Genomic DNA, 14526 nt, shown 5'->3' with positions numbered 1-14526 from the left:
TTTCAGAACTCGATATCGAGTTCGTCGATTTCCTCGGCTTCCTGTTGCGCATCGGCGATCCAGCGGCGCATCTCCGGCATCGCGAGAATGCGCTCGCCGTACGCGACGATATCGGCGTCGAGCTTGACATCGTAGGTCACGAAGCGCGTGACGACCGGCGCGAACATCGCGTCCGCGCACGTCCGTTCGCCGAACAGATACGGACCACCATACTGCGCGAGACATTCATGCCAGATCGTCACGATCCGCTCGATGTCGGTCTGCGCGCGCGCCCATACCTTGAAGCCCGGAAAGTGCGCCTTCAGGTTCATCGGCAGGGCGGAGCGCAGTGCGGCAAAACCCGAGTGCATCTCGCCGCAAATCGCGCGGCAATGCGCGCGTTCGGCGCGCTCCTTCGGCAACAGGCCGGCATCGGGGCATACTTCATTCAGATATTCCGCGATGGCGAGCGTGTCCCAGACCTTGATGCCATCGTGAAAGAGACACGGCACGAGTATCGATGGCGACAGCAAAAGCAGTTCGGCGCGCGCGCCGGGATCGTCGGCGGGCATCACGACTTCCTCGAACGGCAGTCCGCTGAACTTCGTGAGCAGCCAGCCGCGCAGCGACCAGGACGAATAGTTCTTGCTGCTAATGGTGAGCGTGGCGTTCGCCATGAGTCGTTCCTCGCGCGTCGTGCACCAAGACGGATCGAGCGCGGTGCGCCCAAGCACCGAAGCGCGGCAAAACGCGCTCGTGAATGGCATCTGTGCAAAGCCTATGCCAATCGCGTGACATATGAAGGCCCATGTAGCCATCGATTGGCATGGCTATTGCCTCCTTTCGTCGCCATGAATCCGTTCACCTATGCGGGCTATCAGGCCTGGTCCGATTCGATGCTGCCGATCCGCCACGCCGCCACGCTCGTCGAAGGCGCGCTGCGTGTCTGGAAGGATATCGGCGAGACGCCGCAGGCCCGCGGTATGGCGGCGCTCTGCGAACAGGTCGCGCTCACGGGCCTGACGCACGCGCGGCCGCCATTCGATATCGCGCCGGTGCAAGCCGAAGGCAAAACGATGCGCGTCGTGGAAGAAGTCGCGGCATCGACGCCGTTCTGCGATCTGCTGCATTTTTGCAAGGACGATGCGTCCATCGTGCAGCCGCGCGTGCTCGTTATCGCGCCGATGTCGGGCCACTTCGCGACCCTCTTGCGCGGCACCGTGCAGACGATGCTCGCCGATCACGACGTCTATATCACCGACTGGCGCAATCCGCGCGACGTCTCGCTGATGCACGGCCGCTTCGGCTTCGACGAATACGTGCAGCACATCATCGATTTCATCGAGACGATCGGGCCGGGCGCGCATCTGCTCGCCGTCTGCCAGCCGACCGTCGCGGCGCTCTCGGCGGTTGCGCTGATGGCCGAGGACCGGCATCCCGCCGAGCCGGCGAGCATGACGCTGATGGCCGGTCCCATCGATACGCGCGTGAACCCGACGCGCGTGAACGAACTCGCGAAAAGCAAGCCGATCGACTGGTTCGAGCGCAATCTCATCAGCATGGTGCCGTTCGGTTTCGCGGGCGCGATGCGGCGCGTTTATCCGGGCTTCGTACAGCTGGGCGCGTTCATGTCGATGAATCTCGCGCGTCACATCGAATCGTTCGAGGAGATGCATCATCAACGCGCGAAGGGCGACGTCGCGAAGGCCGATGCGATCCGCGTTTTCTACGAGGAATACTTCGCGACGATGGACCTCACCGCGGAGTTCTATCTGGAAACCGTCGACACCGTGTTTCAGCGGCACGCACTGCCGCTGAAGCAGCTCGAAGTGCGCGGCCGCAAGGTCGATCCGTCGGCGATCCGGCGCACCGCGCTTTTCACCGTCGAGGGCGAGCGCGACGATATCTGCGCCGTCGGCCAAACGCTCGCGGCGCAGGATCTGTGCGACAAGCTGCGGCCGTATCTGAAGGCGCATCATGTTCAGACGGGCGTCGGCCACTACGGCGTGTTCAACGGCAAGCGCTGGGAGCAGCAGATTTATCCGCGCATTCGCGCATTGATCCACGACAACGAGCCCAGTCCCGCCGGTGTGAATGCGCGCACGCAGCCGATGGTGCCCTTGCACGCAATCGCGCCGCTCGCACGCGAATCCACGGTCGCAGAGGATCAGGCGCAGACGGCGAACGCGGGCGATGACAAACAGGCGATCGCCGATCCCGAATAACGCTAGCTCGAGAGCGGCAGAACGATGCGCGACTCCGCGCCGCCGCCGTCGCGCGCGCGCAGTTCGAGCGTTCCGCCGTGCAGCCGCGCGATGCGCTCGACGATTGCAAGTCCGAGGCCCGTGCCCTTCGGCTGGCCTTCGCCGCCGCCGCGCTTGAACGGCTGCTTCAGCGCTTCCGGATCCTGACCGCCGAGGCCTTTTCCGCGATCCGCGATCACGACGCAGGCCGTGTTCGCCTCGCGATCTGTCCACGTCCGCACTTCCAGGCCGACTACGCCGTAGAGCACTGCGTTCTGCATCAGGTTCATGAGCATCCGCATCATGCTGATCGGCCTGAACGGGAACGGTTCGATCTCGCCGAGATCGAGCGCGAACTCGTGCCCCAGTCCGGCGAAATCGGCGGCCAGATTGGCGATCAGCGCGTTGAGATCGCCGACGACGGGCGTTTCCTTCGCGCCGCTGCCCGCGTAGTCCATGAACTGCTGAAGAATCGTATCGATGGTGTCGAGATAGCCTTCCGCCGATGCCGCGAAAGCCGCGTCCGTCGATGGCACGGCGGACATCGCCATGGCGAGGCGCAGCTTGGTCATCGGCGTGCGAATGTCGTGCGAGATGCCCGCGAGCATCAGCGCGCGCGTGGCGTCGGCTTCCTTCAGCGCGGCCGTCATGCGATTGAAGGCGCCGCTGACCTGGGCGATTTCCGTCGGACCGTCGGTCGGCAGGACGCCCGGCTCGCCGCCCGCGGACACGAGCCGAGCGGCATCGGCGAGATGCGCGAGCGGACGGTTCAGATGGCGCTGGATCAAGTACGCCGTCGCGAACGCGAGCGCGCCGAGTCCGAGCGAAAGGAAAAGGGCGGTCGCGAGGCCGTCGTCGTGCGCGGCTTCGGGCACCGGCAGCGCCAGCCAGCGCGGCTCGCCCGCCAGATGCGCGCGGATCCACAAGCGCTGCTGACCGTCGTCGGACGCTTCTGCGCCTTGCCAGCGCACGAGCATGTCGGCGGGCAGATGCGCGCGCAGGCTCTCGATGAACGTCCGGCGCTGATACGTTTGATAGAAGCGCAAGCGCGATCCCGGCGCCATGTCGCGCGCGCCGGCGGGCAGTTCGGCGCGAAGGTCGAGGTTCACGGCAACGCCTTGCGCGGCTTCGGGCGGCGAAGTTTTCAGGAGCGTATCGAGCGTGACGATATAGCTCGCGAAGGTCGCCGCCGCGCGCTCGATGCGCGGCGTCTGGATGAAATGGAGCAGCACGGCGATCGCGCACACCTGGCTCACCGCGACGAGCGCGACCAGCAGCAGGATGTTGCGCGCGAAGAGCGAGCGCGGCGCCCACTTCACGATTCGATTTCCGCGAGCAGCATGTAGCCGACGCCCCACACGGTCTTGATGAACCGAGGCTTGCCCGGATCTTCCTCGACGATCTGACGCAGCCGCAACACCTGCACGTCGATGCTGCGATCGAGCGCGTCGTGATCGCGGCCGCGCGTGCGGGCGATGAGGTTGTCGCGGCTGACCGCGCGGTTCGGCGACGAGCCGAGCGCCGTGAGCAACTGCATCTGCGCGGAATGAATCTCGAACGGCTCGCCGCCGCGATACAGCTTTTGCTTCGCGAGATCGAGGCGGAAATCGCCGAAACGGATGCGCTGCTGCGTATGCGTCGGGTCGCCCGCCGCAATCTTCTGGCGGCGCAGCAACGCACGCACGCGAGCGACGAGTTCCTGCGGCAGAAAGGGCTTGGCAAGGTAATCGTCGGCGCCGGTTTCGAGGCCGACGACCTTGTCGACCGGATCGCCTTTCGCGGTGAGCATCAGGATCGGCAGCGTCTGGCCTTCGGCGCGCAGGCGCTTGCAGACCGAGAGGCCGTCTTCGGGCTCCATCATCCAGTCGAGCACCAGCAGGTCGTAAGGCTCGCGCTGCAAATAGCGGTCGAGCCGCTTGCCATTTTCGACGACGCGTACCTCGAAACCCTGCGAACTCAGAAATCGCTGCAGCATGTTGCGCAACTCGGCTTCGTCGTCAAGCACGATGATCTTCGGCAGGGTTTCCATGGAGGCTCCGGGTCAGCGTTGCGCGGCGTGCTCGTGCATGAAGGCTTCGATTTGCGGCAGCGTGACGTAGCCGTTCTTCTGCGTGTCGATTTCGTCGAAGTGCTTGGCGACCATCGGCATGCCCGTGGATGCCTGCTCGCGCGTGAGCTTGCCGTCGTGCGTGGTGTTGGCGCTCGAAAAGCGCGTCTGCAACTGGCCGAGCACGTGTTCGAGGCGCGGGCTCGCGCCCATCGGCTGCGTAGCGGTCTGCGCGAACGCCGCGCCCGACGTGGCGCACGCCGCGCATGCCGCAAGGATGACAAGAATCTTTCGCATGGCTCTCTCCCCTGATTCGCTACGGATGAACGTCGACGGTGATGCCATTCTATTGAGCCGCGCCGCGAACGCAATCTTGGGGATGCTACGAATCATGTCGCCGTATTTCGCGTTCGATGCCGCGCATTCGCGCCGACATCCCGCGACATAAGTTACGACTCACGCATCGGGCAGGGCTTCGCTATCGTTCTCATCGCCGGCAGTTGCATTTCTTTGTTGCTGCCGTATTCAACGTCTCACGATGCATGAGGACTTCAACATGAATTGCCGTTTGCTCAGCGTTTCCGCCGTTGCCGCCATCAGCCTGACCTGCGCGAAGACCGCATCGGCTGGAACGAGCGTGCAGGTTTCCTACGTCGCGCCCGCCGTCGTTTACGCGCCGCCGCCGCGTCCCGTGTACTACTACGCGCCGCCGCCGAGGCCGCCGTATTACTACGTGCCCGCGCGCACGATCGTCGTCGAGCCGGCGTTCGCGCCGGTGGTGGTCGCCGCGCCGCCGCCTCCGCCGCCGCAGCCTGCCGTCATCGTGACGCCGTATGGAGTTGCGCCTGCCGTCAGAGTGACTTACGCGCAGCCGGTGCTCGCGACGCCCGTCGTCGTCATGCATTGATCAATGCGATCCACGGCCGCCTCCTATACTGGATGAACCGCATCGGCGCAACTGCCGATGCGGCGGCGAGCCCGGCGCGTCGCGCCGTTTCATGGCGTTCCAACAGGAGGATCGAGCCATGCTATTCATCGTCAACTGGACTGCGCAACCCGAGGCCGAACGACTCGCGGCCGAGCGATTCCTGCAAACTCGCGGCGCGCCGCCCGACGGCATTCATCTGCTGGGCCGCTGGCATGCGATCGGTTCGATCTGGGGTATCGCCGTGTGCGAATGCGACAACGTCGAGCCGCTCGCGCAATGGGCGCACGAATGGGCCGATTTGTTCATGTTCGACATCAAGCCGGCGATCACGGACGAGCAGGTCGGAAAAATGCTCGCCGAGTATGCGCAGCGACAGTAGCGGGGCAAGCGGCCCGATTCGTCGTACGAACGCGCGTCGAGAGCTTAGGGTTTGCGTGGCTTGCAGCGGCACGGAGAATGCCTCAACATCACAAATGTACTAGTTAGTTCAAATTTGAGCGCCATATTCGATCTCCGCGAAGTTGTTTCAAGCATGGCGCCGTCAAGGAGCGAAGCGTGACCCAATCCCCTACGAAAGAACCTTGCGTCATATCGGTTGCGATCACCGGCTCGGTGCCGCGCAAGAAAGACAATCCCGCCGTGCCGATCACGATTGCCGAGCAGATCGAAAGCACGCACGAGGCGTATGAGGCGGGCGCGACGCTCGTGCATCTGCATGTGCGCGACGAGGATGAACGATCGAGCTCGGACCGGCACAGGTTCGCGGAATTGCAGGAAGGCATCCGCAAGCATTGCCCTGACATCATCATCCAGTTCTCGACGGGCGGGCGCGGGCGTTCGTTCGAGCAGCGCGGCGCGATGCTGGACTTGAAGCCTGACATGGCGTCGCTCGCGACGGGATCGGTCAACTTTCCGACGATCGTCTACGAAAATCCGCCCGATTTCGTGCGCTCGCTCGCGCAGACGATGCTCGATCACAACGTGAAGCCCGAGATCGAGATCTTCGATCTGGCGATGCTCTATAGCACCGTCGATCTCGTGAATCAGGGTTTGTTGAAATCGCCTGTACACGTTCAGTTCGTGCTCGGCGTGAAGAACGCATTGCCCGCGCGACGCGAGATTCTCGAGTTCGAGGTCGAGCAGTTGAAGAAGAATCTGCCGGATGCCACGTGGACGGCTGCGGGCATCGGGCGCCATCAGCTCGAAGTGAATCATTGGACGTTGCAATTGGGCGGACATTGCCGAACGGGACTCGAAGACAACGTGCGCTGGGACAAGGACACGCTCGCGAAGAGCAATGCGCAACTCGTGAGCCGGGTGGCGTCGTTATGCGCGGAGTACGGTCGGCCGGTGGCGACGGCGAAGGAAGCGAGGAAGCTGTTGTCGATCTGAATTTCGATGGCGATGGCCGAAGCGCGCTTGCGGGAGACCGCGGGCGCGTTTTTGTTTACGCTGCGCAATATCGCTTCGCATGCCGAAATGTCATTCACGGCTCGCACTTCGCGTGCGGTGAAATACTGAGCATGGGACAGGCGGCTTGCGGTGCCTCGCGCGAAAATCTGCCTGACAAAATCTGCCTTACAATCGGTCTCCACCCTGACAAGCACGTCACGCGCGAACATGAACGAGCGTAAGTCATCCGGCCTCGCCGACCGGATTTATAGCGACATCCTCAACAGCATCATCGAAGGCGAGTTCAAGGAGGGCGACCGGCTCCTCACCGAACACGCGCTCGCGGAACGATTCGCCACCTCGCGTCCGACCGTGCGCGAGGCGCTCGCGCGGTTGCGCGCAGACGGCATCATCGTGACGCGGCGCGGATCGGGAACGATCGTGGGTCGCCGCCCCGATCCCGACGTGCGCCGCTTCGCTCCGCTGGAAACGCTATCCGACATTCGTCGCTGCTACGAATTTCGCGTGGTGACGGAGTCGGGCGCGGCGGAACTGGCCGCCGTCAAGGCCGAGGAGCAAGACATCCGCGCGATTCAGGACGCGTGGGACCAGCTCGAACGCGTCGTCGAAACGCAGGAGGGCATCGGCGCGAAAGACGATTTCGCGTTTCATCTCGCGGTCGCGCGAGCGTCTAAAAATCAGTTCTTCATCACCGTGCTGTCGTTCATCGAAGAACAGGTCGAAGTCAGCATGAACCTGTCACGCAACCTGTCGTACGTGAAGACGCTCGAACGCCAGCGTCTCGTTCAGAGAGAGCATCGCGAAATCCTTGAAGCGATCCGCGCGCGCGATTCCGCCCGAGCCGGGCAAGCGATGAAGGCGCACCTCGAGAACGCGGTCGAGCGCATGTTCGGTGAATAATTTCGACCCGACAGTTGTCACACAACCTTAGCCAACTTGCGATAAACCGGCTCCCTCCCGGCAAAGTTGTTTGACAACTTTAACCCGCCTTGCTACCTTCTGCGGACCTTTTCCGTCGATTCAGCGAGGCGTCATGAATACCGATCCCATCGTCGTCAGCGAGTTTTCCGCATCCGTCATGGCGGTGCCGCCCCTGGCGCGTCGCCCGGATTATTCGCTCGATCCCAAAGCCAACCGCAGGCTGATCGCTCATATCGAGGCCGGCGGCGTCTCCACGCTGCTTTACGGCGGCAACGCGAATCTGTACCACGTCGCCGTCAGCGAGTTCCGGGAGTTGCTTGACATGCTGGCCGAGTCGGCTGGTCCGCGGACTCGCGTCATTCCGGCCATCGGCCCTGACTACGGGAAGATGCTCGATCAGGCGCGCATCCTCGCGCAGACGGGCTACCGCACCGCGATGATCCTGCCGCTCGCGGGTTTCACCACGCCGGAGGGCGTCGCGCACGGCCTCAGACGTCTTGCCGATGTGGCCGGCATGCCGTTCACGCTCTATATCAAGAGCGAGAGTTACATCGACGTGGACGGGCTTGCCGGCCTCGTCGATGACGGCACGCTGCTCGCGGTGAAATACGCGATTCAGCGGGCCAATCCAGCGGACGACGGCTATCTGCGGCGCTTGCTCGAAAGCGTGCCGGCGTCGAAGGTCGTGTCGGGCATGGGCGAGCGCCCCGCGCTGGTTCACACGCGCGACTTCGGTCTCGCGTCATGGACGACCGGCTCGGGATGCATCGCGCCGCACGCAGTGATGGCGCTGCTGCGCGCCGCAAAAGCAGGCGGCACCGGGGCCGATTCCATCCACGAGCACTTTATGCCGCTCGAAACCCTTCGCGACGAAGTCTCGCTGATCCGCGTTCTGCACGACGCCGTGACCTTATCGGGCATCGCCGACATGGGCCCGATACTGCCGTTGCTGAGCGCGTCGCCTGAAGCTGCCTTGCCGGCCATCGAACGTGAAGCGCGCGCGCTGCTCGCATTCGATGAAACCCTCCGCGTCTCCGGGAAACGTGCAGGAAACCCCAGTTAAATACAGGTTAAAGCGGGAGGTAACAAGCGCTCGGGGTATATCCCGAGTCGGCTTGCAAAGCGCTATCGGCAGAGGAAAAAAGGCGGTTCGGCTGTTTCGGTAACAGCATCGGCGGGTTGCGATTTGCTTGACATCCTATAACCTCGTTAGCTATTTTTCAGCATCCAAGCCGCAACGAGGACGCACGCGCACGATAGACACGCAAGAATCAGAACGAAGTACAAACAGGCCGGCGATCAACACAATCGACAACATCGACGATCCGACCGGACCTCTTCCCGACCAGCGGTTGCGAGAGAAGTGAGGAGACAACATGGCTTTCAAGGCAGGACTGTCAGTGAAACTGGCGGCGATTTGCGTCGCCGTGAGCGCGGCTTTCGGCACGAGCGCGGCCCACGCGGCCGATCCCGTGTCGATCAACATCGTCGACGTTGCAGGCAATCTGCAACTGACGCAAAAGGGCTTCGAGGCGTTCAAGGCCAAGTATCCGGACCTCGTGTCCAGCATCACGTTCACGAATGCGCCGGCGCCGCAACTGCCGGGCAAGATCAAGGCGATGCAGGCGGCGGGGCGCTCGGACATCGACCTCGTCGTGACGGGCACCGACGCGCTCGCGGCCGGCATTCAGCAAGGTCTGTGGGAGAAGCTTCTGCCCGACAACGCCAAGGCATTCCCCGGCGTGCTCGACAAGTACGCGCCCGGTCCGCGCAAGATGCAGGACATCGCGCAGGGCTACGGTCTGGAAGTGACGTACATGCCAGCGGGTCCGCTGCTCGAATACAACCCGGCCAAAGTCACCGATGTCCCCAAGACGCCGGATCAACTGCTCGCGTGGTGCAAGGCGCATCCGAACAAGCTGATCTACGCGCGTCCGGCCAACTCCGGTCCGGGCCGCACCTTCCTGATGGGCCTGCCGTACGTGCTCGGCGACAAGGACCCGATGGACCCGATCAACGGCTGGGACAAGACCTGGGCGTTCCTCAAGCAACTGAACGACTGCATTCCGTACTACCCGGGCGGCACGTCGGCCGTGATGAAGGAGCTGGGTGAAGGCACGCGCGACATGACCGTCACCGTGACGGGCTGGGACATCAATCCGCGCGCGCTCGGCATCGTGCCGGCGGAATTCAAGGTCGGCGCATTCGACAACATGACGTGGGTCAACGACGCCCATTACATGGTGATTCCGAAAGGCGTGCCGAAGGAAAAGCTCGACGTGCTCTACAAGCTGATGAACTTCATGCTCGAGCCGGCGCAGCAGGCGCTGACATATGACGATGGCTATTTCTATCCTGGCCCGGCGGTGAAGGACGTGCCGCTCTCGATGGCGCCCGCGAAGAGCCAGGAAGTCATCCAGAAGTTCGGCCGTCCGGAATACGCGAAGCTCCTCGCCGACCGTCCGCACGTACTGCCGCTGAACGCGCAGGCGATGGTCGCCGCGTTCCAAAAATGGGACCGCGAAATCGGCGCGGCGAAGACGAAGTAAGTCGACGTATCGGTGTGATGAGACGGCGACGTTCCTCGCGAGGAGCGTCGCCGCTTGTACAAAAAAGCGCAGGAAATGTCATGAAGCACACTTTTGAGCAGTTGCGCCTCGACTCGGTCTCGCGCAGCTTCACCAACGCCGAAGGTCAGCAACTCGCGGCGTTGAAGGGACTCGATCTGAACATCCAGCGCGGCGAGTTCATCGCGCTGCTCGGACCGTCGGGCTGCGGCAAGTCGACCGCGCTGAACTGCATCGCCGGATTGCAGCCGTTGACCGGCGGCGGCATCTGGCTCGACGACAAACGTATCGACGTGCTGCCGCCCGAAAAGCGCGGCTTCGGCATGGTCTTTCAGAACTACGCGCTCTTTCCGCACATGTCGGTGCTGGACAACGTCGGTTTCGGATTGAAGATGCGCGGGGTATCCAAGGCCGAAGCGACGAAGCGGGCGAAAGCCGCGTTGCAACTCGTGCAACTGATCGGCCACGACGCCAAGCTGCCCGGTCAGCTTTCCGGCGGCCAGCAACAGCGCGTGGCGATCGCGCGCGCGATCGTCATCGAACCGCCGCTCGTTTTGATGGACGAGCCGCTCTCTAACCTCGACACCAAGTTGCGCATCGAAATGCGCGCCGAGATTCGCCGCATCCACGGCAAGCTGGAGCGCGCGACGATCTACGTCACGCACGATCAGGACGAAGCGCTCTCGATGGCCGATCGCATCGTCGTGATGAAAGAGGGCGTCGTGCAGCAGGTCGCGTCGCCGAAGGAAGTCTATTCGCGTCCGAAGAACCTGCACGTCGCGCGGTTCATGGGCTTTCGCAATGTCGTGCAGGCGACGCTCGAAGGCACGCAGGGCGATTGCGTCGCGGTGAACGCGAACGGCGTCAGGCTGCTCGGCACGCCGATGGAAGGCTTCGACAGCAAGCGCGTTGCGGTCGCGCTGCGTCCGGAAGACATGGAGCGCGTCGCGCCCGGCACGGAAAACGCGTTCGACGCGCACGTCGAAGTCGTCGAGTACGGCGGACGCGATTCGCTCATCATCATCGATACGGCGTTCGGCAAGCTCTGGGCGCGCATCGCGGGCGAATGCAGCGAAGGCGAGCGCATCACGCTGCGCGTCGCGCCTTCGAAGACGCTCGTGTACGGAGAAGAAAAATGATCGCGCTTCCCGCGCAGCGCGATCCGAAGGGCTGGCTCGTAGCGCCCGCGCTCATCTTCATTCTCGCGCTGTTCATCTATCCGTTCGCCTATGGGCTGATGCTGTCGTTCAATCCGATGAACGGCGGCGGCATGTGGGCGAACTACGTCACGTTCTTCACCGATTCGTCGATGTGGCCGACGATCATCGTCACGCTCAAGCTCGCCGTGCCCGCGACGATCATCAACGTCGGCGTATCGGTGCCCGTCGCGTTCGCGCTGCGCCGCACGTCGCCGTGGCAGAAGTTCGCGACGACGCTGCTCGTCGTGCCGGTGACGCTCGGCACCGTGCTGATCGCCGACGGCATGCTCACGTACTTCAGTCCGAACGGCTGGTTCCCGCAGGCGTTGCAGGCGCTGCATCTCTACGGCGATGAAGTGCGTCTCACGCACAACTACTGGGGCGTGCTGATTTCGCTGATCGTGTCGGGATTTCCGTTCGCGTTTCTGCTGACGCTTTCGTACGTGACCGGCATCGATCCGACGCTCGCGCGCGCGGCGGCCACGCTCGGCGCGAATCCGTGGCAGCAGTTCCGTCAGATCTATCTGCCCTTGCTGTTGCCCGGCCTCACGATGACCGCGTGTCTCTCGTTCGTGCAGGCGTTCTCGGTGTTTCCGTCGGCGGTGCTGCTCGGCGCGCCGGCCGGCCCGACGCGCGTGATCTCGATCGCCGCATCGGAGGCTGCGTTCGAAAACTACGACTACGCGCTCGCATCGACCATCGCGATCGTGATGGGCTTCGTGCAGTTGCTCGTGGTCGGCGGCATGCTCGGCGCGCGCCGCTTCTTCTATACGGGTCCGGTGACGGGAGGCAAGGGATAATGACGACCGATAACCGCGCGGCGTCCGGCTGGCAGGCCGGCGCCCCGACTCGAAGCACGGGCAAACAGATGAAACAGCAAGCGAGCCTGCGCGCCAGGCTATGGAAGTTCTTCGTCTGGACGACGATGGCCTTCTTCCTCGTCAACGTGCTGCTGCTGATCGCGACGGTCGCCGTGAATTCGGTGGCGACGCGCTGGTTCGGCACGCTGCTGCCGCAAGGCTTCACGCTGCACTGGTACGCGCAGGCGTGGAGCGACTTCCAGCTTTCGAGCGTGCTGCTCGTGACGCTCGAAGTGGTCGGCGCGGTCGTGCTGCTGTCGATCGCGCTCGGCGTGCCCGCCGCGTATGCGCTCGCCCGCGTGCAATTTCCCGGCAAGCGTTTCGCGATGCTCGTCTTCCTGCTGCCGCTGATGGTGCCGCCCGTGACCTACGGCATCCCGATGGCGACGGTCATGTACAAGTTCCATCTCGCGGGCACGCTGACCGGCGTGATCCTCGCGAACCTGGTGCCTGCGCTGCCGTTCGTCATTCTCGTGATGACACCGTTCATCGAGCAGATCGATCCGAATCTGGAATCGGCCGCGCGCATCTTCGGCGCGAACACGGCGAAGTATTTCCGCTACGTGCTGCTGCCGCTGCTCGTGCCGGGCATGCTGGCTGCCGGCTTGCTGGTGCTGGTGCGGACCATCGGCATGTTCGAGCTGACGTTCTTCACCGCCGGTCCGACGACGCAGACGCTCGTCGTCGCGCTGTACTACGCGGTGTTCTCGACGGGCGTGCGCGCGCCGCAGTCCATCGACGCGATGGCGATGATCTACATGGCCATCACGATGATCTGGGTGCTGATCGCGTTGCAGTTCGTGAGCCCGACGCAGCTCGTGTCGCGCGTGAAGGAACAGAAGCAGTGACGAAATTTCGTGCAGTTGGAGAGCTGAACGCGGAACCGCGCCTGAGTATCGCGAGCGGGCCGCATGTGCTCGAAATTGCGCCGATGGCGGGCGGGCGCATCACGCGCTTCGCCACGCGGGATGCGCGCGGATTGCATGACTGGCTCGCGCCGGTGACAGTCGCGAGCTGGTCTTGCGATGCGTGGCCCAAGGGCGGCAGCTATCCGCTCGCGCCGTTTTCGAATCGCGTGCGCGATGCGCGTTTTCCCGCGCCGGACGGTTCCGTCGTCGAACTGGCGACGTTTCCAGGCATGACGCACGCATTGCATGGATTCGGCCAGTACGCGGCGTGGAGCGTCGAGTTGCACGAGGCGGATTGCGTCGTGATGCGTTACACGCACGGCGAGGGCGAGCACGGCTGGCCGTGGGCGTTCGAGGCCGTGCAACTGATCGAGGCCAATGCGGATGGCGCGCGGCTGTCGATGCGTGTCGCGAACCGGTCGTCGAGCCCGATGCCGGTCGGCCTCGGTTTTCATCCGTATTTCGTCGCGCTGGAAGCCGAACTCCATACGACGACGCATTGGCGTCACGAAGCCGAAATCGCGATCGAGCCGACGGACGAACGTCCCGCGCTTCTCCACCAACGCGAGACGGAAGGGTACACGCGCTATCTGAGCGGCTGGGACGGCCGTGCGACGCTGCATTACGCCGACGGCCGCACGCTCGGATTGATCGCCGACGACGCGCTCGGTCACGTCGTCGTGCATTGTCCGGCCGGGGCGGGTTATCTGTGCGTCGAACCGGTGTCGCACGTGAGCGACGGCTTCAATCTCGCGGCGCAGGGCTTGCGCGGGACGGGCATCGCCGTCATCGAGCCAGGTAGTGAAATACAGGCGTCGCTCTCGATGGCAGCCGGCGCGAACCCGGCCCGGCACGACGGCGCCGCCGCCTGACGCGCGCTTCGACACAGGCGCGCTCGCGGACCGCGCGGCAGCGCGATGCGTTCGCGGGCAGCACGCCCCCGACGATGCAAATATCCGTGTTCATGGCGCACCTCCATCGACTCAGCGCGTGAGCGGCATCGAAAAGAACGATTCGACGAGATCGACGATGCGCCACGTCGCGCAAGGCCGGCGGCAATGGGCGTCGAAACCGGCGTCCTTGAGCGTCTGCACCGGATCGGCGGGCCACACGTTGCTCATCGCGACGAGCAGGCGGCCGGTGACATCGCCGTCCGTACTCAACGTGCGCAGAAAGACGTAGCCGGATTCGTTGTCAAGGCTCGTGTCGAGAAGCAGCGCGTGCGGATGCCAGCTATTGACCAGCGCGCGCACCGATTTCAGATCCTGCGAAAGGATGACCTGCAAGCCTTTGAGCCGAAGTTGCACGGCGAGCGAATCGCCGATCGACTTGTCCTTGTGGGCGATCAGCACACGGCGCGATGCGTCTCCGGTACGCGCCCGCTTGATGCGCCACAATGCGAATTCGCTTTCGCTGGCGGCCAGACGGCTTGACATCTCATCCTCCATTCTCGTTTTGGGT

At 63.7% G+C, this 14526-nt stretch carries 16 protein-coding genes; 11 read left to right on the top strand and 5 right to left on the bottom strand.

All coding sequences use genetic code 11. From position 1 onward, the window contains the following. Window positions 1-2 precede the first annotated feature (2 nt). The gene (locus BG60_RS12645; protein WP_008353437.1) at window positions 3-656 is read right to left on the bottom strand and encodes a glutathione S-transferase family protein; all 654 of its coding nucleotides are present in this window, start codon (window positions 654-656) and stop codon (window positions 3-5) included. Between the two features lie 174 nt (window positions 657-830). Here BG60_RS12645 and BG60_RS12640 point away from each other — a divergent pair, with 174 nt between their 5' ends. Continuing rightward, window positions 831-2204, top strand: coding sequence for a polyhydroxyalkanoate depolymerase (locus BG60_RS12640; protein ID WP_008353435.1), 1374 nt, complete (start codon window positions 831-833; stop codon window positions 2202-2204). Between the two features lie 2 nt (window positions 2205-2206). Here the strand turns inward: BG60_RS12640 and BG60_RS12635 are convergent, their stop codons facing one another. Genes BG60_RS12635 through BG60_RS12625 form a run of 3 tightly spaced genes read right to left on the bottom strand, consistent with a single transcriptional unit; the run spans window position 2207 to window position 4566 of the window. Continuing rightward, window positions 2207-3541 (bottom strand): ATP-binding protein, encoded by a 1335-nt coding sequence (locus tag BG60_RS12635; protein WP_008353433.1) that lies wholly within the window; start codon window positions 3539-3541, stop codon window positions 2207-2209. Then, window positions 3538-4251, bottom strand: coding sequence for a response regulator (locus BG60_RS12630; RefSeq protein WP_008353432.1), 714 nt, complete (start codon window positions 4249-4251; stop codon window positions 3538-3540). The genes BG60_RS12635 and BG60_RS12630 overlap by 4 nt, the downstream gene beginning before the upstream one ends. Before the next feature lie 12 nt (window positions 4252-4263). Further along, the gene (locus tag BG60_RS12625) at window positions 4264-4566 is read right to left on the bottom strand and encodes an EF-hand domain-containing protein (protein WP_008353431.1); all 303 of its coding nucleotides are present in this window, start codon (window positions 4564-4566) and stop codon (window positions 4264-4266) included. 259 nt (window positions 4567-4825) lie between these two features. On the opposite strand from BG60_RS12625, the gene BG60_RS12620 reads away from it, so the two are divergent. The 10 genes from BG60_RS12620 to BG60_RS12575 all read left to right on the top strand — a co-directional run bounded on the left by BG60_RS12620 (window position 4826) and on the right by BG60_RS12575 (window position 13937). Further along, window positions 4826-5176 (top strand): hypothetical protein, encoded by a 351-nt coding sequence (locus BG60_RS12620; RefSeq protein ID WP_144403665.1) that lies wholly within the window; start codon window positions 4826-4828, stop codon window positions 5174-5176. 118 nt (window positions 5177-5294) lie between these two features. After that, complete coding sequence (locus BG60_RS12615) at window positions 5295-5576, top strand: DUF3303 domain-containing protein (RefSeq protein ID WP_008353429.1); 282 nt, start codon at window positions 5295-5297, stop codon at window positions 5574-5576. Window positions 5577-5752: 176 nt separating this feature from the next. Beyond that, a complete protein-coding gene (locus tag BG60_RS12610) occupies window positions 5753-6589 on the top strand; it encodes a 3-oxoadipate:acetyl-CoA acetyltransferase (RefSeq protein ID WP_008353428.1) in 837 nt (278 codons plus the stop codon). 228 nt (window positions 6590-6817) lie between these two features. Further along, complete coding sequence (locus tag BG60_RS12605) at window positions 6818-7510, top strand: FadR/GntR family transcriptional regulator (RefSeq protein ID WP_008353427.1); 693 nt, start codon at window positions 6818-6820, stop codon at window positions 7508-7510. A gap of 133 nt (window positions 7511-7643) precedes the next feature. Continuing rightward, window positions 7644-8594 (top strand): dihydrodipicolinate synthase family protein, encoded by a 951-nt coding sequence (locus BG60_RS12600; RefSeq protein ID WP_008353426.1) that lies wholly within the window; start codon window positions 7644-7646, stop codon window positions 8592-8594. Window positions 8595-8907: 313 nt separating this feature from the next. Further along, entirely contained in the window at window positions 8908-10080 is a 1173-nt protein-coding gene (locus BG60_RS12595) for an ABC transporter substrate-binding protein (protein ID WP_008353424.1), read from the top strand. Between the two features lie 80 nt (window positions 10081-10160). Beyond that, complete coding sequence (locus tag BG60_RS12590) at window positions 10161-11237, top strand: ABC transporter ATP-binding protein (RefSeq protein ID WP_008353423.1); 1077 nt, start codon at window positions 10161-10163, stop codon at window positions 11235-11237. Then, entirely contained in the window at window positions 11234-12097 is an 864-nt protein-coding gene (locus BG60_RS12585; protein ID WP_008353421.1) for an ABC transporter permease, read from the top strand. The genes BG60_RS12590 and BG60_RS12585 overlap by 4 nt, the downstream gene beginning before the upstream one ends. Beyond that, a complete protein-coding gene (locus tag BG60_RS12580) occupies window positions 12097-13005 on the top strand; it encodes an ABC transporter permease (protein WP_033536134.1) in 909 nt (302 codons plus the stop codon). The genes BG60_RS12585 and BG60_RS12580 overlap by 1 nt, the downstream gene beginning before the upstream one ends. Beyond that, on the top strand, window positions 13002-13937 hold the full coding sequence (locus tag BG60_RS12575) for an aldose epimerase family protein (protein WP_034471780.1): 936 nt from the start codon (window positions 13002-13004) through the stop codon (window positions 13935-13937). Before BG60_RS12580 ends, BG60_RS12575 begins: the two co-directional genes overlap by 4 nt. A gap of 111 nt (window positions 13938-14048) precedes the next feature. On the opposite strand, the gene BG60_RS12570 is transcribed toward BG60_RS12575, so the two are convergent. Then, window positions 14049-14501: a response regulator gene (locus BG60_RS12570; RefSeq protein WP_008353416.1), complete on the bottom strand. Its 453-nt coding sequence runs from the start codon at window positions 14499-14501 to the stop codon at window positions 14049-14051. Window positions 14502-14526 lie beyond the last annotated feature (25 nt).

This window comes from Caballeronia zhejiangensis, from assembly GCF_000698575.1.
Taxonomy (GTDB): Bacteria; Pseudomonadota; Gammaproteobacteria; order Burkholderiales; family Burkholderiaceae; genus Caballeronia; species Caballeronia zhejiangensis.
Note: the sequence above shows the minus strand (reverse complement) of the source record. Positions and strands in the feature narration are given on the sequence as shown.